Source organism: Pseudomonas sp. NPDC077408, from assembly GCF_050269105.1.
Classification (GTDB): domain Bacteria; phylum Pseudomonadota; class Gammaproteobacteria; order Pseudomonadales; family Pseudomonadaceae; genus Stutzerimonas.
In genome coordinates this window covers 940,900-962,670 of record NZ_JBNNHS010000002.1, presented here as the reverse complement: position 1 = coordinate 962,670, position 21,771 = coordinate 940,900, and the positions used below count along the sequence as shown (strand labels likewise).

13 protein-coding genes and 1 pseudogene are annotated in these 21,771 nt (G+C 55.7%); 9 read left to right on the top strand and 5 right to left on the bottom strand.

The window, feature by feature from the left end:
- Positions 1 to 37: 37 nt before the first annotated feature.
- From ACQKEK_RS09320 to ACQKEK_RS09310, 3 genes are all read right to left on the bottom strand, one after another.
- Positions 38 to 1,030 (bottom strand): Abi family protein, encoded by a 993-nt coding sequence (locus ACQKEK_RS09320; protein WP_499142193.1) that lies wholly within the window; start codon positions 1,028 to 1,030, stop codon positions 38 to 40.
- Between the two features lie 145 nt (positions 1,031 to 1,175).
- The gene (hsdR, locus tag ACQKEK_RS09315) at positions 1,176 to 4,640 is read right to left on the bottom strand and encodes a type I restriction-modification system endonuclease (RefSeq protein ID WP_499142192.1); all 3,465 of its coding nucleotides are present in this window, start codon (positions 4,638 to 4,640) and stop codon (positions 1,176 to 1,178) included.
- A gap of 196 nt (positions 4,641 to 4,836) precedes the next feature.
- Positions 4,837 to 7,482: an ATP-binding domain-containing protein gene (locus ACQKEK_RS09310; protein WP_499142191.1), complete on the bottom strand. Its 2,646-nt coding sequence runs from the start codon at positions 7,480 to 7,482 to the stop codon at positions 4,837 to 4,839.
- 459 nt (positions 7,483 to 7,941) lie between these two features.
- Here ACQKEK_RS09310 and ACQKEK_RS09305 point away from each other — a divergent pair, with 459 nt between their 5' ends.
- The 5 genes and pseudogenes from ACQKEK_RS09305 to ACQKEK_RS09285 all read left to right on the top strand — a co-directional run bounded on the left by ACQKEK_RS09305 (position 7,942) and on the right by ACQKEK_RS09285 (position 14,971).
- Positions 7,942 to 9,411, top strand: a complete 1,470-nt coding sequence (locus ACQKEK_RS09305) for a tyrosine-type recombinase/integrase (RefSeq protein WP_499142190.1) — start codon at positions 7,942 to 7,944, stop codon at positions 9,409 to 9,411.
- 259 nt (positions 9,412 to 9,670) lie between these two features.
- Positions 9,671 to 9,835 carry a hypothetical protein gene (locus ACQKEK_RS09300; protein WP_499142189.1) on the top strand — a complete coding sequence of 55 codons (165 nt, stop codon included), beginning with the start codon at positions 9,671 to 9,673 and terminating at the stop codon, positions 9,833 to 9,835.
- A gap of 799 nt (positions 9,836 to 10,634) precedes the next feature.
- Positions 10,635 to 10,866: pseudogene (locus tag ACQKEK_RS09295) on the top strand (DUF4113 domain-containing protein); the annotation flags it as partial.
- Positions 10,867 to 11,374: 508 nt separating this feature from the next.
- Positions 11,375 to 13,111: a hypothetical protein gene (locus ACQKEK_RS09290; RefSeq protein ID WP_499142188.1), complete on the top strand. Its 1,737-nt coding sequence runs from the start codon at positions 11,375 to 11,377 to the stop codon at positions 13,109 to 13,111.
- Between the two features lie 309 nt (positions 13,112 to 13,420).
- Complete coding sequence (locus tag ACQKEK_RS09285; RefSeq protein ID WP_499142187.1) at positions 13,421 to 14,971, top strand: hypothetical protein; 1,551 nt, start codon at positions 13,421 to 13,423, stop codon at positions 14,969 to 14,971.
- A gap of 144 nt (positions 14,972 to 15,115) precedes the next feature.
- Here ACQKEK_RS09285 and ACQKEK_RS09280 read toward each other — a convergent pair whose 3' ends face one another.
- Together ACQKEK_RS09280 and ACQKEK_RS09275 are read right to left on the bottom strand one after the other, a co-directional pair.
- Positions 15,116 to 15,781, bottom strand: a complete 666-nt coding sequence (locus ACQKEK_RS09280; protein ID WP_499142186.1) for a DUF4113 domain-containing protein — start codon at positions 15,779 to 15,781, stop codon at positions 15,116 to 15,118.
- Positions 15,782 to 16,187: 406 nt separating this feature from the next.
- Complete coding sequence (locus ACQKEK_RS09275) at positions 16,188 to 17,552, bottom strand: DUF4145 domain-containing protein (RefSeq protein ID WP_499142185.1); 1,365 nt, start codon at positions 17,550 to 17,552, stop codon at positions 16,188 to 16,190.
- 458 nt (positions 17,553 to 18,010) lie between these two features.
- On the opposite strand from ACQKEK_RS09275, the gene ACQKEK_RS09270 reads away from it, so the two are divergent.
- The 4 genes from ACQKEK_RS09270 (at position 18,011) to ACQKEK_RS09255 (ending at position 21,745) form a co-directional block, all read left to right on the top strand.
- The gene (locus ACQKEK_RS09270) at positions 18,011 to 18,562 is read left to right on the top strand and encodes a hypothetical protein (protein ID WP_499142183.1); all 552 of its coding nucleotides are present in this window, start codon (positions 18,011 to 18,013) and stop codon (positions 18,560 to 18,562) included.
- A 125-nt stretch (positions 18,563 to 18,687) separates the two neighbouring features.
- Positions 18,688 to 19,788 carry a hypothetical protein gene (locus ACQKEK_RS09265; RefSeq protein WP_499142182.1) on the top strand — a complete coding sequence of 367 codons (1,101 nt, stop codon included), beginning with the start codon at positions 18,688 to 18,690 and terminating at the stop codon, positions 19,786 to 19,788.
- A 75-nt stretch (positions 19,789 to 19,863) separates the two neighbouring features.
- Complete coding sequence (locus ACQKEK_RS09260; protein WP_499142180.1) at positions 19,864 to 20,418, top strand: YkgJ family cysteine cluster protein; 555 nt, start codon at positions 19,864 to 19,866, stop codon at positions 20,416 to 20,418.
- A 418-nt stretch (positions 20,419 to 20,836) separates the two neighbouring features.
- Positions 20,837 to 21,745, top strand: a complete 909-nt coding sequence (locus tag ACQKEK_RS09255; protein ID WP_499142178.1) for a hypothetical protein — start codon at positions 20,837 to 20,839, stop codon at positions 21,743 to 21,745.
- Positions 21,746 to 21,771 lie beyond the last annotated feature (26 nt).

Sequence of the window (21,771 nt, the reverse complement as noted above, 5' to 3'; positions counted from 1 at the left end):
GGGTTACTCGCTTCAAACAGTATTTGAATAGCAGGCGTCAGTGAGGCACCTGCCAAAAGGGGTCGTCTTGCCAGTGCTGCGGAAAGCCCATGGCGCGCAGGTCGACCTCGGGGAAGTCGGCCAGCAACTCATGCAGGCGCTTGTCCCAACTGGTGTGTGGGCTGGTCTGGCGCATCATGTGGTTCAGGATGGATAGCACCGGGTACATGCGCTTGTGCGTACCTGTTTTCAGGTGCTCGGGCCAAGCGAACCTAGGTTTTTCTGGCAGCTTGGGTCGAATACCCAATTCGCGGTTCCAGAGGCGAGCGTGGTGGGCGCAGATATTTCGAATGGTGGTCAGGGTGTGCAGCCACGACTCCATCAGCGGTGCTACCAGATTCAAGCGCCGTGCAATGGCTTTGCGATCAGCGTCATGTGCAAGACCGGCATAGAGATGCGATAGGTCCCCGAGCGTCAGCTCTTCCACCATTGCCCAGCCCGGCATCAGCTCTGGATTTCGGTAGGTCAGCGGATAGTGGCGGGCATAACTTTCGTGGGCGCGTTGCCGCTTTAAGTGGCTTTTGCGCTCGTCGTTGGAAAGCCGGTCTATGTTCTCGCATTCGCGCTCATAATCGCGCAAAGCGCGCTCCTGCTTTTCACGCACGGTATTGAGCAGGCGCTGATGGTCATACTTGTGCTTAAAAACCCGAGCGTTCAAATACCAGTGAACGCCTCTGCTTGGGCCCATTTGGTTACTAATGACCGCTCGGGCGGCGACTTCCACACGCTCGACAGCGTCCATCGTTAACAGGCGTAGGCGCCGGTCAAAATCGTAGAGACGAGTCAGGCTGCGAAAGCCTGCACCGGTACGGAAGCCATGCTGTGGATCGTCGACGACTTGAAAAGGCCGCATGTACGGCGTCAAGCGGAAGAAGCTGACGGCCTCCAGGAAGTGCCGGGCGCGCGCTTCGTCCTGGATCTGCAGGCCGCGCGCCTTGAGCAGGGCGATCTGCTCGCCAATATCGATAGCGGGTTTGTCGAAGGTTCTCATGCGACAAAACCTGCGGGCATAAAAAACCCGCTCAATTTGTGCGTAACTGCCGAGGCAGCCATAGGCATGGCGGGTGTATTGCGCGCAAGCCTATTCACTACGGTCGGTTTTTGCAAGAGCCAGGGTCTGAAGGCGATCACCGGTTTCAACTTGCTTGCGTCCACAGGTGGCTGTTGATCTCTTCCAAAACCACCGCGAGATGACCGCCGAGCATCTTGTCCAGCCGAGTGCTGCCACCGTCATTTCTGAAGGCTTCGCCAATCTGTTTCTCGTCGATCACCACTTCGTGGACTAGCTGTTTGGCCAAGCGCTCCAGCCATTTGCGTTGGACTGGGGTCCATGGCTGCAAGGCGTAGATGCTCTGCATAGCCTTGGCCACGCGCTGCTCGAATGGAAGCAGGGCTTCGCCGAGGGCCGCGCGGCGGATGAAGCCGACAATGCTGGCCGCGATCTCCTGATTGGTCTGGTTGCGCCAGGCGCTCTGCAGGTTCACTTCGCTGTAGCCATGCCCGTCGAGCAGCAGGCGCACTTCGCGCAGTTGTTCGCGGGTTAGGTCCTGTGGGCGGTTGACCACCACACCCAAGGCCACCGACTGGTTGAGCTGGTTCCGGATGAAATCGTTGAAGCTCTCCAGATAGTCGGCGGGCTTCTGGTTGGCGCCGTAGTTCTGCTCGCGGACCATCAGCTCGTCCGCGTGGGTGGAGATCACCGGGTAGTTTTCCGAGCCGAGCAGGGCATTGACGGTGGCAAGCTGCTCTAGCAATTGGCTGTGCTGGCGAACGAATTGCGCGGCCTGCTGCGGGCCGAGCCCGTGCAAGTGCTGGTGCAGTTTGTCCGGCGCTACGCCCCAGGTGTCTTCCAATTCGGCGAGCTTGTCCTTGAGCGTCGGCTTGCTCTCGGCCTTGTGGCAGGCCTTGCGCAGAATGCGCATGATCCGCTGGCTGAGCTGGTCAAGTACGTCGTGGGCATGGCTGCTGTCTTGTTGGCTGCCGGGCGCGTCGAGGCTGGCCGGGTTGGTCAACTCGTTGACTAACTGCTCTAGGCTGATGCTCGGGTCTTTGACCAGGGGCTTCATGGTGTCCACTGGCTCAAGGCTGGCGTAGAGATCAACCGGGTCGTAGATCTGGAACACGGTTTTGCCGATCTCGTCGCAGCGGCGGGTGGCGCGGCCCTTCATCTGTTCATAGAGGATGCGCGAGCGCACCCGGCGCATGAACACGATATGACAGATGCGCGGCACGTCGATGCCGGTGGTAAGCAGGTCAACGGTGATGGCGATGCTCGGGTAGCGCTCGTTCTTGTACTGGCGGATCAGCTGTACGATCTTGTCACTCTGCCCGGTGATGATCTGCACGGCCGCCTGGTTGTACTCTTCGCCATGAACTTCCTTGAAGGCCTCGTCGAGCAGGTTCTTTACGCGCTCGGCGTGGGCTTGGTTGACGCAGAAAATCATCGCCTTTTCGTCGCTCGAAGGATCGAGCTCCTGGGCCAGCTGCTCGCATATGACTTTGTCGAAGCCGGGCGTAATCACTCGGCGGTTGAAGGACTCGATCTCGAAGTCGAGTTCGTCCTCCAGTTCGGCTACGTCCACCTCGCCGGTGGCGGTATCGATGACGCTAACGCTCTCGCCTTTGGCGAAGTGGATGCCGTTCTGGCTGAGCAGGGTCTGGTAGCGGATCGGCGGTTCGTGATCGATCAGCCAGTCGTCGGCCACGGCTTCGCGGTAGCTGTAGGTGAATATTGGGGCGCCGAAGACTTCGCTGGTGTGCTTGGCCGGCGTAGCGGTGAGGCCGATGCGGCAGGCGTCAAAGTAGTCGAGCACGCGACGGTACTGCGACAGGTACTGGCTGAAGTCGCGTACCGCCAGCTCTCCTTCGGTCATTTCCTGGTCGAGCGTGTAACCACGGTGGGCTTCATCGACGATGATGCAGTCGAAGGCATCGATGGGAGGCGGGTTGTCCGACTGAAAGATGCGCCGGACCATAGCCTGCACAGTAGCTACCTGGACGCGTGTTTCAGCCTCCGCGGCCATGTCGCCCAGTTCTTTGATGTCGTAGATCTGCGCCAGGGTGTGGTTCTGCTCAAGTGTTGCTTCGTTGAAGGCCTCGATGGCCTGCTGACCGAGAGCGCTGCGGTCGACAAGAAAGAGGATGCGCCGAAAGCGCTCGGCTTTCAGCAAGCGGTACATCAGGCCGATGATGGTGCGCGTCTTGCCGGTACCCGTGGCCATGGCCAGCAGACATTGGCGGCGGTTGTCGGCGAGCGCCTGCTCGACGGCGCGAATGGCGTTTTCCTGATAGTCACGCAGCTTGAGATAGGCAAAGCCTTCCTGCAGGAGTTTCGCCTCGGCTTGCTCGCGGCTGCGCTGGAGCAGGTCGCGCAGGCCGTCCGGGGTGTGGAAGTCTTGCAGCGGGCGGCGCAGGTTGGCCGGGCTGCGCAGGTCACGGAACCAGATGCCGGACTGTTCGGCGAGCTGCTTGATGTAGGGGCGGCCATTGCAAGCGAAGGCGAACGGGACCTTGAAGTAGCCGCCCTGGCCATCCGCCCAGCCGTCAACCTGCCCGGCCGATTCTAGGTCGCCTGTGATGATCAGCTGGCGAGCATAGCGCTCGGCCTGGGGGATGCGGTCGGCAATGTTGATGCGCTTGCGTTTGGCTTCAACGATGGCAACCGGGGTGAGGCCTGCGAACAGCACGTAGTCGGCGTTTTCTTTCGGCTTGCTGGTCGGCCATTCGGCAATCGCTTTGTTTTTACCCTTCTCCGGCCGCGCGCCCTTGCTGTAGGTGAGATCGAGCGAGTCGGCTTCCCATCCGGCATCGTTCAACTGCTGGTCGATGAGGATGCGGGTGAGGTCTTCGTTGAGGTCGAACTGACTGCTGGCTTGCTGAGTCTTGCGGGCAACCTGCTGGGCGGCCTGCGGCTGATTCTCTAGCTGGTCCTGCAGCGCCTGCAGGCGTGCTTCGAACTCACCACGGGACTTGGCCAGTTCGGCCTCGCGTTCCATCGCGATCTGCTCATAGACGCGCGCTTCGTCGTGCATCTGTCCGGCGAGGCTGGCTTGCTCTTCCTTTTCTTGTGCAAGCAGCTCAGCTAGATGATGGTTACTTTCCAGTTGCTGCCGGCTGTCGCCAAGCTCGGCACGCAGCTTCTCGATTTGCTCCTGCAGCTGGCGCAGCGGAGCACTTGGGTCAGAGGGGGTAATGAACGGGCCAGACTTGAAGCCGCTGCCGGCGTTGCCGAATGACTGGTGATACCAGATAGCTAACGCGCGCGCGACCTTGAGGCCGTCTAGCGCCTCGCGGTGCTGGGTACGAAATTCGTGGGTGGCCTTGTTACCTTCGATACGCAGCGTGTGGAACAGGTTGCGGATGTTGCCGTCGAGCTGAATTTCCCGACCCAGGCGGAAAAGCAGATCGGATTGGGAGGTGGTGGCGTCGAGCTCGATGCCGGCCCGCACTGCCAGATCCTGCGCCAGCGCCTCACCAAGCTGACGCAGCTTGATCAGCGTGGTGTTTGGGTCGCTGGCAAACACGCGCTCGGCGGTGCTAGCGAGCTGTAAGAAGACCGGGTCGTGTTCCTTGAGAAAGGCGAAGTTACTGCTCTCAGCCATGTTCCGTCCCTTGAAGTTGTCCACGGTCATTCGGTCTTGGAGGTACTTTTGGGGGATGATGCCAGACGCAGCGCGGTGGGGGGTGCTCGGGATGAACTATAGAACTAGGCGGCCAGTGCTCAAAGCTGATACGCACGGAAACCGTGCCTGCTTGGCAGCCTGCCGGGCAGGCCGTCGGCACGCTCCTCATAACGGGTTACCAATGCTCGACGAAGTACGGTCGGAGTGCCGACAAACCAGTGGGCAGTACTTGATTGCAGACCACACCCAGATACGTTGCGGCACGGGTTGCGCCAACATACAAATAGCGCTCGAAAAGCTCAGGCTTCGCCACAGCGAGTTCGTCAACTCCGACAAAGAAGACCGCTTCAAACTCGAGCCCCTTGATGTGTTGGATGTCGAATATCCGAACGTCCGTCTCGTCTCCCAAGGACTGGCCGTCAACACAGGCAACCGCACGCAGGCTGATGCTCTCCAATTGCACCGTCAGGGCTTCGGCCATCGGCTTCACATAATCTTCCGAGGCGACCAGGACGGCAATGCTCGGCATTTGGCGGACCATTCGTTCAATCTCGCCAATCCGAGCCGACACCCAGCTGGAGACAGCCTCCGCCTCAAGGTTCTCAGCCAGCACAGGCATCACTCCCTCGTGTGTAGAGTGTTCGGGCAGGCTTCCGGAGGCTTCCAAATCGCCGCCCATAAGACCAAGCAGCTCACTTGCGAATCCGTTCAGCATGCGACTTTGGCGGTACACCGTATTAATGCGGCGGGATTGCAGGCCATCAGAGATCCACTGCAACTGCTCTAGGCTCCGTAGCCCATGTCCGGTGATCCGCTGGTTGAAGTCACCGCAGGCGAAGAATGACTGGGTACGGGGATCGCTCAGGCTTTCCATACAAGCGAGCTGAAGCGCCGAAAAGTCTGTTGCTTCATCGACCAGCACTTGGTATTGGAACTGGTTCGAGATCCTGGCCAGTTCAAAGAACTTGGGCTGATCTAGGTTGCGTTTAACGAAGTCCTGCTGGATCAACTTACGAGCAGCCCTGAGCATCAAAAGGAGGATAGCATCGAGCTCGATGGCATCGATGTGAGCCGCGTTTTCAGGACGCTGATAACCGTACTGTTGGTCAGCCAGGCATTGACGGCGAAACGCGCGATAGCTGGCCGGGACATCCAGAACGTAGCGCCTCCATGCATTGCGGAAGCGGCGTAATGCGTTCTGGAAACTCATTTCGCCACCCAGGTTTTTGAGCCAGTCATCCGATGGAACGCGGTCACCAAGCCAGTCCCTGATGCGCGCAGCGCGACTGCCCTTGCCCAGGCTACGTCCACGGTAGCGGCTGCGGGCATAGGCTTGCAGGAAGCGCCGGTAGGCTTGGGCAGCCTTCTGGGCCTCGTTGCGCGAGGGCTGTGCCGTATCCTCTGTCACATCATCATCAAACTCAGCCCCGTCTTCATCCTCATCATCAGCTTGGCCTATGGTGTCCAGAAGGCTGGCCAGTTCAGAGAACACCGTCTTGTTCTTGTTGTATAGAAGGTTGCCTTGTTCCCTGATCAGCCTTTCCGTTTTCTCACGGCTTGTCTTGAGCAGCGGCTCGAGCCGATCTTCCAGACCATTCCAAGCGGCATAGGCACCGAGAAGCTGTTCTGACTCAAGTCCTGGAACCACTCCCAATAGCTGCTCGACAATTGGTCGGGCATGCTCCGGAGTAGCGTCACGCAGAAGGGTTGCGCCTTCCTGTAAGGACTCAATGATGCGATGACGGTGGAACGTTTGGAAGGCATCGAACCATCTACATGGATCGCCGACGACCTCTGTGCCGCAATGATGACGGTCTTCCTTCAGAATGAAGGTGCCGCCGGTATTGGTTTTCAAGATCCCAAATACGGACCTTGCTAGCTCATGACGGCGCTTGGCCCAAGTCTTGATATGCTCATCGGAGGCGGGAATGTTCTCTCTGCTGAAGGCTTCCTTCACATAATGTTTGAGCAGCTCGGAAGGAGTAAACATTACCCAGCGGGAGCGGTAATGGGCAGCGTCCAGCAGCGAACGCTCATGCTCGTCCAGCGCATCCCAGTCGAGCTTCTGCCCCAGGCGTTTGATCAGCGTGGTGGTCTTGCCGGTACCCGGGGGGCCAAGAATGATCAACTGGCGGTCGATCGGCAGGCGGAAGATGTCATCTTGAAATTTGTCCAGGATCGCTTGATCACGGAGCGCCATGGCATTCCGGATCTGGTGCCGCAGGCCTTCGAACACGCTCTGTTCGTCAGCGTCGCCTGCCAGCATGCCCGTAAAGTCATCCTGATCTGATGGCGTGATCAGCTTGCGTAGCGACGGTATGGTCTGGGGTGTTTCATCTTCGCGTCGCCAGACACCGCCGACGGAGTCCCACTGGCTGTCCGCCCTGCAAGGTCTTAGCTCCAGATTCTCGAGGATGCGCAGCCAAACCTGCATGCCACCGACCCGGACCTCTACTTCCTCGCCAGCATCGTATGAGGCCAGTCTTCCAAAATCGGAGCGATAGCTTGCGAGCTTGGCGCCTCTCAGAGAAATTCCGGTCGTACGACAGATGTAGTAGGTATCGACCTCTCCATCGTCATTTTCAACGGTAACCCGTGAAATGGCAGGCTCGCGAACGAGGTTGAGTAGCGACTGGGTCTCCCCGTCAGCTATCGAGTTAATGCGATCAACAACTACTGAGCCGTTGAAGGTATTGATAGCCGCTAAGGCGCCTGCGGCATCGCTGCCACGGTTGGCCAGCTTCTTGGTAGCGCGGCTTTCGATCTCCTGAAATGTGCCCAGCGCATCATTGGCAAGGTCGATGACATCGCTTGCGCTCATTGAAGCTCTCCCTGTTTCAATTGTCTCGCGCCTTCAGCCACAGATGCTGATACGGCTCTTTAATCGTGGCGAGGATGATGCCAGACGCAGCCTGCAGAGGGTACCTCGTAACCGAGGCGCTGAATCACGGAGCGGCGAGGACGGGAAACTGGTACGCAAGCATTGGTACGCAGAGCGGTACGCACGGAAAACGTACTTCTGGGCCGCTAGCTATGGAGGAATCGCCGCGCATGAGAGATAAAAGTTTCGTCTTGAAGGGGACCTTTCCGATCTCTTGCTAGCCCGTCGCAGAAACGAAAAAGGCCCACATCGCTGTGGGCCTTTCTTCGTATGGTGCCGGCACCAAGAGTCGAACTCGGGACCTACTGATTACAAGTCTTCGATTTTGAAATTTCAAGCGCCTTCATGAAGTACAAGAACTAATAAAAATCAATGACTTAGAGCGTTTTAGCATTTCGTGTGCTTTCTGCAAATTCCATTGATTTTCATATGAGTGTTGAGCAAAGTGTTGAGCGCAACGGCATAGGAGCGTTCAACTTGGGGCACAAAATTACGGATGCTCAGGCTAAAAGCTGGGCTGTAACAGGGGCAATTAAGAAAGATGGGGTGGCTACACCCACGCGTACATTTTCTGAGCAGTTAGGCGTGCGCGGGTCTGGCTCAATGCTCCTAGAGCGGCGCCCTCATGGGGGAATTGAGGTTTATCTTGCGGTACGTCGAGGTGGCAGGCAGGAGCGCAAGAAGCTCGGTCAGTTTGGAGAGCTTTCTGCAGAGGGCCAAATCAAGGGGTTAGCGTTCTGGCGCCAGGAAGCAGAGCGGGCGTCTGCGGCAGCTCGTGATTTCCCTTCTCTTGAAGCGTACGAAAACCATATTCATCAGCAAAAAGCTGAGCAGCAGAGGCTCGAACACAAGGCCTCACTCCAAGGTTCTTTTGAACAGCTGTTGTTGGCCTACGTCGACGACATGGTTCGACGAGGTAAGACAAGCGCTCCCAGCGTAAAAAATGCTTTTCAGCTTGATGTGATTGATGCATTCCCGGCTTTGGCAATGACCAAGGCAAAACATATCCAGCCAGAAGATATTTCTCAGATCCTGCGTCATTGCATAAGCCGAAAACCGGCATCCAAGGGGCGCGGGCGGCGTAAGACACAGGCGAGCGCAACCAATGGCAAGTTGACGACGGCTAATCGCCTTCGGGCCAATCTGCGAGCTGCGTTTTCATTCGGCTTGAAACACGACCTGAACCCTTTGAGAAAAGGCGATGCAGTGATGTTCGGGCTCGGACTCAACCCCGTTGCGGATCTTCCTACTATCGAAGGCGCGGAGCGTGCGAATACAGAAGCACTAACTGCTGAAGAGTTGAGAGAAGTATTGCTTGCCGTGGAAGCCCTGCCTGGTCGCCGTCAGACTATCGCCAAAACAATGATCTATCTGGCAGGGCAGCGTGTGCAGATGCTACTGCGAGCGTCGTGGGCTGATCTCTCAGAAGATCATGAACACGGCACTGTTCTTCGCTTGGTCGACTGCAAAGGCGGCAAAGGCTCTCCCCCCAGGGACCATCTACTACCTATCTCTGGAAGGGTAGTTGAGGTGCTTGAGCCGTTGCTGACGGTTCGGTCTGGATCAGGTCCCTTTTCGTTGGATGGAGCAAGACGGATGTCCGCGCACACTGCGCAAAAAATGTTCTCAGAGATTGGATCTGCGCTGTCGGTAAAGGGCCTAACTCGCAGGTTCACGTGGCGCACGATGCGAGCAACCATTGAGACTCATTTGGCGATGCTTGGTGTTGATGAGCAGCGAAGGGCATGGCTGCTTTCTCATGGCCGGAGCGGAGTTCAAGCAAAGCACTATGACCGTTACAGCTATCTGAAAGAAAAGCGTGATGATTTAGGGAAGTGGGCAGCTTACCTAGATGCAATGTATGGGTAGCCCAGCATAGGGACTTGGGTTCAGCTGGCCGCTTGATAGCCTTGTCTCATCAGGCACAAGGAACCCTGCTATGTCCCACGTTCTGTGTAACCGCTGTAAGCGGATGATGGTCCCTCGGGTAATTTTTAGTCGTAGCGTTGCAGCCGGCAGAGGATGGCGAATTGGTGGGGGAAGGCCAATCTCCAGCTGCTGCCCCTTTTGCTTGTCAGAGCATTGGGATGCGGCCGCTCAGCCAAGCCCGCTACGTGGCGGTGTGCTGATGAAGTTACTGAGCATTCCGCTGACTCTGATCATGATCACTCTGCTAATCGGTGCTGCCAATGAGGTGGCAGCCCATCTGGGTGGGTCAGCGATCGTCCAGTGGATCGGTGTTGTCGGAGCGGTTTTGGCGACCCACCGATTTGGTCGCTGGTTCGTAAACTGACCTCCCTACCAGTAGCGATTAGTGATCCAGTGCCGTTAGACCCTTCGGTAAAGTACGGGAGGCTTCGGCTGCAGAAAACGCCTTCTGGGTCGCCGGAAGCGCATGCCAACCCCCTTTTTCCCCCGTGGGGCAGCAAAAACACGCATTTTTTCGTCGTAGAAGTTGCGAAGAGCCTTGCCCTGCGTGGCTTCCAAGCGACTTCGACCGGTCATTTCCAGCCCCTGATCGTTCGCGCGAGAAGTTAACCCCACTAGAACGGCGGAAAATTTCACGATGGAAGTTGTTGAGGCCCCATGCGACGGGCGTTTCAGGCAACTTCCATCATGATTTTCTGGTGTGGAAGTGATGACGCGAGAAGTTGGGGAGGGTCCTGATTGAGATCTTTTGGCGTGGAAGTTGTAGGAAGCCCGAATTTCGGGGCTTCCAGCCTACTTCCACGCTATTTTTTTTGTCGTGGAAGTGAGTTATGGCAACTGCCTGGAAGTTGGAACACCATCCACGTCTTCGTAGAAGTTGTGAAGCCCAGCAAGCACGCGGCTTTCACCAACTTCCACGCTCTCTGTAGCACGCTAGCGAGAACTTCCTCCGTGACAAAAAAACGGAGGCCCATTCCTTACAGATATTAGAAAAGCGCTTTTTTTTGCTTCCCACCCCCGTGTCGCGTAGCGGAGTCGTAGAAGTTGGAGAGGTTTCCGAGGGGGAAGCGATGTGCTCGTGCGGTGCCTGAGCGAATAGCGGGTGGGGTTACGGAACTGCGAATGGAACCGCGCATTTTCATTCCGCCTGCTACCGATGCGTCAGTAAGACTGAGATTCTGCTGCTGGATTTGCGCCAGCGAGGCGAGTTCACCGACGATCTTTTTGCCCACGCTCAGCCACAAAGGGTCGAGCAGGTCATGCGGGGCTTGACGCGATAAATGCGAAATGGGGGCGCAACGCTCGTTGGCGCCTGAATGGGGCACGCGGCGCGAGATGATGAGCCGGTCTAACACGACCTCCATAGATCTGCTGTGGGAGGTTGGGTGCAAGTGAGTCGCTACCACTACCCGCGAGTATTTCCCGCTCGGAGATTTAGTCGTATCCATCTTTCGGTCGGGATGACTTGCGCCTGTTGTCCAAACGCCTCGCCAGCAGAAATCCAACGACAGCAGCCACCGATATGCTGAGCAGCACGGCACCGATCGCCTGGGCCAAGATTGACGCCGTTTCCATGCTTCGGTCCTTTCGATTGTGGGCGTGGGGCAACAATACTCGCTTGAATAAAAAACCCTAGCGGCCAGCTTAGTGAACGGCTTTTTGAGTCGACTCCGATTTCGTAGACGTCCCCTGGTCCAATTGGTGCCTACCCGGTGGTAGGCGGAGCCTTGGCCTATTAACCGGTAGCTGCATTTAACCATCGGCAGCTAGCGGCCAGGAGCGGTCTGTCGTTGGTGCCTGCTTTCGGGGAGGCTGTAAACTTACGGCAGCATCAAATCCCCAGTCGTGCGAGACTTTTTAGCCTAACCCCCCAGACGAACTGCAATATGGGCTGTGAGGGAGAGTGCTGGGCTATGTCATCGGCGTGGCCGTGGCGACGGTGCTGCTCCGTAACTGCCACAACTGCTTCAGTAAAGCCCTTGGCCCCCTTCAGCTATTCCCAAAGTTGAATCACCCTATGAACCCTGCGGGCATCGACACTAGCGCACTACTCACCATGCTGGGCTTGATCGCTGCGGTGTGGGCGATCGTGCCAAGCACTGCCAGGCTCAGCTTCCGGTTGAGCCTGAATTGGTTCGACTGGCTGGTTATCTGGTCCGCGCTGCTAGTCATCCATGGGTTCTTTTTCCAGCCTGTACTCACCGCACTTGGGGTTCCGACCTTTGGCCCCTGGTTGTGGGGCTTTGACAAGAGCGTCACCCAGTATCTGCTGTTCTTGCTCCTCGCTGGTTTTGTCTATTGGCGGTCGCGCAGGACGAGGCTTACGCGGTGGAACCTCGGACTCTTCGATGGCCTGACCACGTCACTCTTGCACGCAGGGAAGCTCGAGGAGCTGGCCGACTTGCTACATCGTCATCTCGCATCAGCGCTGAATCTGGCGGCGTCGAAGAGCGTGCGAAGCCGCTTGGCCAACGCCATTCGCCCACCGCGTTCCGACTTCCAAGTCGTCTTCCGAGACGACGGGTCCATCTCGTTAGGAGAAGGTGCTCCGGCGAACTGGCTATTTCGCAAATGGTTCAGTTTTCGCGAGTGGTTTGCCGACATGGTTGGCCCATCGCAGCGGGTGCAGCGCCGTGCCGCCATCGTCATAAAGCGGCTGCTGTCATCCCGTCGCCTTATCGGACATCTCGCCATCGCTCGACCATACCTCTGCATGGAGGTCATGGAGCGCACAACGCACTTTGTGGAAGACTTCCAAGACGAGTTCTTCGACGCACTACTGGTCAATGAGGCCAGCGTCATCTACAGCGAGCTCAAGAACAACGACAACTTCGGCGGGGGCGGACACCGCTTGGCGCTGCCTGATGAGAACCGCATCTTGCGGTTCTACTGTGCCGATGTTGATGTGGCAGCCCGTCTCGGGGTTTACCGGTCTGTCGGCGAGGCCGTACTCGCGCGGATTGATGCAGATGATGCTCTCGAAAAGAAACTCAACGGGCGGCTGCTGACCTTTCAAGATGTTGGAAAGCACCACGACCCGGTTTATGCGGGGATCTGGTTCTTCAGGATCATGGTTCTGGAAGGCCTACATCAGCGTGTCGCCGACCACTTGTGGCTTCACTACATGCCTCATTTCGCTAGCCGCCTAGTCGACCGCGCTCGCGAAGTTCGACCTGAAGACGAGAACCATGAGTTTCCAACGCCGCTGGGCTACCTGCTCTACGAAATCGTTGACGCTACTGCGGTGTGGGTGAGGGATGCCGAAGCTTTGACGAAGCCAGGCGACGCGCTGCATCCCAATCAGCTCGAAGGCAATCACATTTACATTTCCTTCGAAGCTGCAGAGGCCATCGGCCGTGTTATCCAGGCCATCTTGATGTCGCCGCGCGTGCCCCGCCGACTCAAGGACGAATTACTTGGTGTGGCGCTCACCACCCTACGGGACTTGGAGCAGCATACGCACTTGGCGCCGCTGGCCAGGGTGATGCGTATGCACCTCATCGAACCTTATGGCTTCAGGGAACATAACAACTATCTGTATATCCTTAAGCAATGCTTCGATGTACAGGATCATGTACTTCGGGCTTATCTGGAGCGCTTTAGTGAGGAGCTCAACTCTGCTTGGGAAGCTGCGCTCTAAGAACTACGTTGCGTTCAGAGCGTGGGCTGAATCGGCGCGCTCCCTACGACTGTTTTTCGGCTCCAGATCCGAGGCCCCGAGTCTGGCAAATGACGTGCCCTCCGGCCTTTCGCGACTGGCTATAACCGGCCAAGAGCGGGCGTTGAGGTTAGGAAAGTAAATCTGGCCCCTTTTGCCTTTTCCCACAGCCCCACGCTTGCTCGGATATGTAACGACAACTACTCATGCAGGCGAGCTTCCGCTGCTGGCGGAATGCTATGGTGTGTGCGCAAAAGAACCACAAACAGATGCTCTGAAAAGGAGTTCCGCATGAGTCCCAAGCTCTATCTCGTTCTGGTGCTGCTGGCACTGGGTGCTTACCTTTTCTGGCTGACTCGTGAGCAACTGGCTGCGATGCAGACCAAGAAAAAGGGGGTCGCCTACGGCAAGGCGGTGATGGCCGCCGTTGAAACGCATTACGTTGAGCTGAAAGACAAGTCGGGTTTGCTGGTCGAAGATAAGGGATATCAGGTCGTCGACGACTCGAAGTGGAAAGCTGAGGTCGACAAGTTCATCACTATGGTCGTCCGCCCGAAGGTCGAGGGTTTCATCAGGACCCGGGCCGATCAGGCTGTCTTCCACCAATTCGCCACGACCATGCTTCTCCAACTGTTGGACGGCGATGTGTTCCCCCGTCAGTTCCCTGTCGAAGAGTATGCAGCCGGCGCGATCCAGCCGGCCGGCGAGGCTGAAAAGTTGTTAATCCCGGCCCGCTGGCTTTTCTCGATAGTGTTCATCGCCGTCGCGGTCTACACCGCCATCCACCAAGGCTGGGTGGGGGCCTTGCTCATGCTGGTTGCCGGCTTGGTGTTCAACCCGCTGACACACCAGAAAATGGTACAGAAAGCACCGTGGTACGACCGATACAACCTCGGAATTTGGGCGATTCTGGGCATCGTGTTACTGGCCAACATCTCCTACTTCCAGCATGCCCAGGCGGTCTACGACGAGAGCCAGGCCCTCCTTGCCGAACAGCAAAAGCAGCGGGCGATTGAGCGGCAGAGAGTTGCCGAGCAGCGTCGCGTGGATACCGAACAGAAAAGGCTGGCGGTAGAGGCTCAAGCCGCCAATGAGTTCGCGGCGAAGCGCTTAGAGGTCCTCGAAAACCTAAGTCGGGCCATCCAAGAAGAGCGATTTACGGACGCGAAAGCGATCATGGAAAAGTACAGCGCGGTTTCTGATTCTGATCTGGTCGCGCTCAAGGGTGAATACGAACTGAAAAAGGAAGCCTTCGAAGCCAAGGAGGCCGCTGCCAAGGCCGAGCGGAAGCGCCAGGAGAACTACACCACTCGCATCCGAGACTACGCGATCGACGAATACACTTCGGCACAGTATCCGAAGCTCACGGCCAAATATCGCAGCCGGCTAACGGAGATTAAAAGCTTCCGCCGCACAGCGGCTGAGCGCGTGATTGACAGCGGAAAATGCGACTACGTCGAGAATGTCCAGCTCAGCGACGAAAGCACGCTGCGATCACTCAAGTTCTTCATTGACTGCACCAACGAAAACCGGATCTACCTGACCGAGGCTGAACTTAAGAGCGGCGCCGAGGTGCGTACACAGGAAGAAAACTCTTGGGACGAAGGTGAGGCCATTGTTGCGTGTAGGGACATGACGAAACGGAGCGCGACCATCCCGAGTTCGGTCAACTTCCACAGTTTCACTGGTACCAGTGCAACGACCGCCAAGACCACCGGGAACGTCCAGGTGCTTTTAAACTTTGATGCCAAGAACGTTTTTGGTACGGAGATCGGCTACACGGCGAGGTGCATCTTTGAGCCGCGTAAGCAGGGCAGCATCGAGGTTTTCTTACGCGAATAACGCTGAGCGTCGACTGTGCGAGCATTGCAAATGCGTTCGGGGGTGACGACGCGCCGCAGTTACGAGCGCTGCTAACCGGCCGCTTCTGGCCGCTTTGAGCCAGTCGTGACCTAGATCGACCGGATTTTGCCCATCTAAGAAAGTCTACCCCCGCACCCCGACCACCTCATCCCAGCGCATCGTGTACCTCTGGCTCAGCATTTCCCTCCGCATCGCCCAGGCAGGCTTCGCCGGCACACGGCCAATGCGCACCGTGCTCCTGCCTTGCCGCTGGTTGATCTGGTCGACAACTGCCATCAACTGGTCAGCACCAGGGCGCGGTTTGGGCGCAAAGAGATCTGGAGTGAGCTCGCCGCGATGGTTCAGATCCATGAGCAGGATGCTGCACTTAGAGAACGGATAACCTGGTCTGTAGATCTGGCTCAGGCCGCGCTGGGCGAGCGCCAGAATTTCCCTAGTGTCATCTGTTGGGGAAGGTAGAGCCAGGGTCACTGCGTTTGCATAGCGGGGCCCATCCAGGTCAGCCAGTTGGGTTTGAAGACCTACCTGAATCGTGCTGCACAGTGAGCCCTGGGCGCGTAGTTTCTCAGCCGCCCTGGTCACATACGTCGCCATGGCTTCGCGAATAGGCGGCAGCTCTGTTTGGCGCACACCGAACATCTTGCTACTACAGATGGCCTCCTTCGGTGGCGGGTCTTCATTGAATCCAATACAACTCACGCCTAGCAGTTCACGTGCTGTCCGCTCCATGGTCACGCCGAAGGTCTTGCGCAGTGTGCCGATATCAAACTGGGCCAGGCCAGATCCCATGCCGTTGAAATCTTCAGTGCGGCTAGCTTGGCAGCGGAGCGATGACCTACACCTCAAACTTCGGACACCGGAGCCAGGCGCATAAGTTTTTCCTGACGGATAGGGTCTGTCAGGTCGAGGACACCTCCAGTGCCTTTTTCCGTTTCTTTGCCGCCCAGTTGGCAAGCTTTGCCGACGTTTTGGTCGTGCTGATACCCACACCTACCGGCATGACATCGAAACACCTACAAATAACTGTATATGCAACCAGTATTTGTTAAGGCGCGCGAGAGCTCAATCGGGTGGGTGATAGGCGGTTGGCAGTTCAGTCGCTTCGAGGCCATTGAGCATGCGATTGATCTAACCCTTTAATCGCCCTTGCCGATGGAGGCATACGCCACTGATGCAAGCCTGAAGGGCTGTACCATCAAGCCCCGCAACACTTTTTGTACTTTTTCCCCGAGCCGCAAGAGCAAGGTTCGTTCCGACCCTGTTTTGGTGCATCGGTGTTAGTCCCCAGGAAAGGAAGGGCATTCAGGAACTGCTGCTGAAGCATCTTGGCGAATCGGTCTTCCACGCAAAGATTGATGTAGTTATTTGCCACTCCATGTCCGCTTTCGGCAGCAGCTTCTAAGAGCTTAAGGCCACGCTCCTTGTCTTCTTCCAATTCTTTGCCTTCATAGAGCCAGCGGCCAAGAAGGTATTCACAGTGGTGGCAATCTCTAGCGATAGCATCTTTAAGGCACTGCTCAGCCTTCTCTGGTGAGTAGAAGGGCGATTCCATTTCGAGATACAGAAAGGCTAACCCAGCGTAAGCAGTGATTTCTCCCTTAGACACAGCTGCCTCAAACATTGCCAAGGCATCTTCGAGCTGCCCCTTCTGACGCAGATAATCACCGTAAAGCGCACAGGCTGAGGGGTCTCCCCGCGTTGCTGCAATTGCCAATGCCTTTACACCTAGGCGATGACTCTCCTCACCCTCATTCTTGTCAAAGGTTAGTTGGGCGTATCGGTATAGAGCCTCGGTATTCGCCAGCTTAAACAGGCAAGCCTCCTTCCCACCCTTTGCATGGATTTCGCTGAATCTAAACCTATCGAGCCCTGCACTGATCTCAGCGGCTGCCCAGTACAGCTCAGCAGCCATTCGGACAGTCGTATTCTTATGCGCTTCCTCGCTGTATCCGATAATTAGTGCTTTCCTGTTTATCGGTGACATCGACTGAGCTTCGAGAATTAGGCCAGCAGCCATTTTGGCCTCAAAGTCCATGGTCGTGACCGCCTTCCAGAGTGTCTGCTGACTGGTAAAATCTCCGACTTCGACGGTGCTAATGGCCGGTAGCTTCTCGCCTCTGTTGAGTAGTAGAAACACGCTCTCGAATATCCCGACCAGGGTGTTCCGAGCATCAATTGCGCCTTGCAGATCACCTGACCCACGAGCTTCACTGCTGCCTGACGTCTCTGAGCCTGCCGTGGGGGCTCCTCGCTGTTGTCCTGAGTGGACTACTGCGTTTCCTGCTTTTCGAATGGCATGCAAATCAGAGCGCAGGCTATGGTCGATAACCTGGCTCGCGGATAGCTCGTTGATTGCGTCGTAGAGAGCAGCTTGGTCGATTTCCACTTGGAAGCGCTTGGCCAGCATCGAGGTCAAATGCTCAACCACAATCCGAAACTGGGTTTTTGCATAGTCCGGATAGGCAAACATCACATCCAAGGCGCGGCGGTAGTGCTCTCCCGCCTCCGGCACAAGATTGATGCAGAGCTCTACATCGGTCATCTCACGTCTGATATTCAAACCACTCGTCCTTGGGGGCGCGAAATAGGCCTAGTCTGCATCAGCAGTAACTTATCGGCCATGGCCTGAAGCGGCCTTGGAGGAACGCATGGCTGCGAGCGAAGCTGATCGGAGACAGAAAAGATACGAAATGGAATCTGCAAAAAAATCTGTGATTCGGCTTAAATGTTTGGCATCGAAAATAGCCTAAACCCAGCATGGTCACTGGCGTGAAGGCTTTCGTTCAAATGCGTAGTGAAATTTGCAGATTCCACCGTGACAGGTGGCTACGTAGGTCTCCCAAATTATCTACTGGCCGGCGGCAGCCACGCCTAGGAGCTCCTTTGGGCCAACGGCCGCGCAAATGGCGCGCGGTCACCGAATTTAGAATAGTCCAGACGGAGCCACTCATGTACTGCCCCCGATGCAGCGCCCCTCACGAAGCGATAGACCATTTCTGCCGTAAATGTGGAACAAGCTTGTCACCCGTCACGACGACCACCAATACCGCGACCTCTGGTGATCACAGCTTCAACGCCGGCCAGCACAACACGTTCGCCGGCAGCATTAACATCAGGTCGGGAAACGACGAGCCGCGGGCTTACATCGATCGGGTAAAAAATCAACCTTTGTCGATTGGCGGACATCCGCTGAAAGTCAGCTGGGTGCTCCTCTCTGGTGGGCTTGGCTTTGCCAGTAGCGTTGTGACCATCTGGAGCGTATTTCCCAAGGGGCCTCATTATGGCGTGCTGATACTGCTGGCGATCAGTATGGTCGCGATCATGCTGGGTACTGTTCTCCACAGCCAGCGCTTCGCTCGTTTGGGATCATTTCTCACTTTTGAGTCGGACAAAGAAGGCGCAATGTTCCTTACCGAGATCGGAGGGGAATGCCCAATATGCGATGGAAAACTGAAGCTACGCGATTTGGGCCAGAAGGAGCAGAGGACAACGCTGGTTCGCTGCACTCGCAACCCGGACCATTTTTGGTTGTTCGACCCAACGGTATTGGGTGAGCCCGGTACCGAGTAGAAGGAATAGGCTTACATCTCTAGGCTCGTAGTGCTGGATTGTATCCGGCTCAAGCTGCCGCCGGGCCTAAGTACTCAGAGCGCCGCTCGAACAATGGCGATTCAGTTCCCAGGACTCACACAATCATGTCGTCTTTCCTCGAGTCAGCCATCAAGGCCTCTGCCGTGCGGCTAAGTCATTACATTGAGGTCCATCGAGGCCACGCCGAAGTCAGTTTTGCTGAACACGTGGAGCGGCGGAGAAGAGAAAAGGTTGCTCACGCCAGCTCATTCAAGCTCATTTACCTCGATACCCTAGCTTGGAAATGGTTAGCAGATTACCGACAGGGCAAGCCCGCCTTGCCGGCGGCAGTGACGGAATTTGGAGAATCCATTGAACAAGCCGTTCAGACCGGACGGTTCGCGTTCCCTATCGGCGTCCCGACCTTCTTTGAGCTGGACTCGATGGTCGATCCAGCCACTCAAGGGATGCTAAAGATTCTGGCTGACGAACTCTCCCATGGTCTTTGCATTACGTCCTACCATGACCGTATGGGCTATGAGCTGAAAACGCTTCGAACGAACAAGCTAGGTCAGGTAGAAGGACTGGAAGGCTTCTTATGCAGCCCCATCGAGATGATGGGAATCCCAACACTTTCGCTACCGGAATTCGTTAAGGAGTATGTGGATCAGACCACATTCAACAAGGCGTTTTTCGACTCCCTATACGAGCTTCCTTTTTCCATCCAGCTAGAAGTCGCCAGCGGTGCACCGGGCAAAAAGTGGGATAACTCGCGAGGCATTACTGACCTCAATGATGGCAAGGTCCAGCATCAGTCCGCCGTGCCGAATCTCAATGCAGGCATCTTCCTTGAACTGAAAGGCGGAATTGAAGCCTGGTTCATCGGTGAAGGCCTGGCCCTTGATCATCGGCAAATCACTTTGGATGCATTGAATGCGATGAACCATTGGGCCCAAGAGCCCGCTTCGCGTGCTCTGCCGACAATGCGCATCCTTAGCTCGCTGTATGGCTTGATGCGATTTGACCCAAATCGACGTTACAGGAAGGGAGACCCCAACGACTTCCTAGTAGCGGCATCTGCTCTCCCAGTTGCTCAGGCACTTTTCACTGACAGGAAATTTGCAGTCCTCTTGTCTGACAAGAGAATCGGCTTGGACAAATTTCTGGATTGCGTTGTGGTGAGCGGTCCCGAGGAGATGTCCCAGTACCTGAACGAACAGATGTAATCAGCCGTTCCCTTCGTAGTCAGCCTGGGCATATGGACAGTACGATCAGGCAAAACAACTAAACGGGAAATGAATATGGGACTCAAAGAAGATCAGGAATTTTCCCGCGCGGCCTGCGAGCGCTTAATCATGGTCTTCCCTGCGAAGCTCCTAAAGAAAGAGGCCGCAATCGCAGATCGCCTCAGCCAGGTGAAACTATCGCCCTTGAAGAAACTTGAGGCCGTTTACGAGCTTCTGGGTGAGATAGGTGCACACATAGCGCCTTCAACGCCCTGCAAGAAAGGCTGTTCATCCTGCTGCCACTACAGCGTCACTGTTTCTAAGGTTGAAGTCCAGTACATAGAGGCACGCACAAAGCACAAACGATTGAAGCAGGTGCAGCTTAAGGAGGACTTTCATGGGCAAGCGTGTCCCTTCCTTAAGGAAAACTCCTGCAGCATCTATTTGGCCAGGCCATTCGTTTGTCGTCGGCATCATTCACTGGCGCCGACTCCTGAATGGTGTGCTCCCGATAAATCAGCTGCAGGTGATTTCACTCGGCTTGAATCCAGCGAGCTACAAAAAGCCTTTGACGCCCTACGTGTGGGCAGTCCAGTTTGGGATATCCGACAAGTCTTCAAGGCGCAATAAGCCTCGGAGTCCGTTCAGGAGAGCTGCGATGATCACTTCCAAGAGCACCTCAGCGGCGATTTGAGATCGCTTCTGGTCTGGGCGCCGGAAGCCGTCATCGGAAACAGGCAGCTACCGGCCAAATGCGGGTGTTTAGCGCTGGATTGAATGACCTTTAAATTATGCTCCGACGCTCGGCTTAACGCACTCTGTGACTGGATGAACCGTTGCAGGACATGATGTGCAGTCAGCGGTGCGTATCCACTAAGAACGAGCTGCCGCGAGATCTTCTCACCTCACCATGGCTGAACTGGCGCTATAAAACGGCAAAAGGGACTAAATACCTTACAGCAACAGAAGTTTACTCGATCTTTACAATACATATCCGCGGAAAATATCCTTTATAATAGTGTCGATTTATAGTTTTTTAGGAGAATCTGTGGATTCAATATTATCGATAATAGATATTATGTTCCCGGCATTGTTAATAGTGCTGTGCATTGGGGCAGTTTTTTTAACTTTTTGCTGTGCTTTTGTTTGGCGATTTTCATGGATGCCGACTCGCTGGAATGATATTAACTGGAAGCGTGTTGATTATGCCTGGATCATTGCAGGATCAGTAGCGCTAGCAATTCAAGCTGTCACCATGAATGGCGATTCTAAATTGTCAGCGTTAAACGCAGAGGAGAGCTTCCTGCGTATGAGCGCACAGGGCGTGAATATGGATGCCGCCGAGCTTAGTGACTCCGATATATGTTTGCCAGTGGCAAGCAACATCGGTTCGGTTCCCAACGAGTCGATAAATGAGCTTGATAAAGCGTGCAAACAATTTAGGGAGATTAGGCCCGATAACCCGACTGCTCAGACCCTTGACGTTAAATTGGTTCTCTTTTTGAATCGCGGCTCCATCAATGATCAAGGATATAATAATGCAGAAATAAAAAAGAGAATCCAGAGACTAAATGAATCTCTCGAACAATATTTTGCACAGATGGCTGTGGTGCAAGATCTTTCAAACAAGGTAAGCCAATACAAAAACATCCTGAGGAATATGAATTATTTCTCATATGTAATGTTAGTTTTGGCGGTCGGATTGAGGTTGGCGAAGGTTAAGGGTGAGATAATTTTAAAAAGGAACCCTGTCTCCAAAAAAGAGGAAGATTACATATCTAGGGAAGAGCTTTCTCTCGTAATAAATGGCCTGATAAGTCGCGATCAGCTAAACGTTTTGGAACGAAAGATCTACAATCTCGAGCGATCGCTTAGAAGGGTTATTTATAGTGCTGGCGGGTTGCTTGCGATAGTGGTTCTGCTTACGTGCTATATTTTGGTAGTTTCCCCTCGATGATGCTTTCATAATTTTGGCAGGGTCTG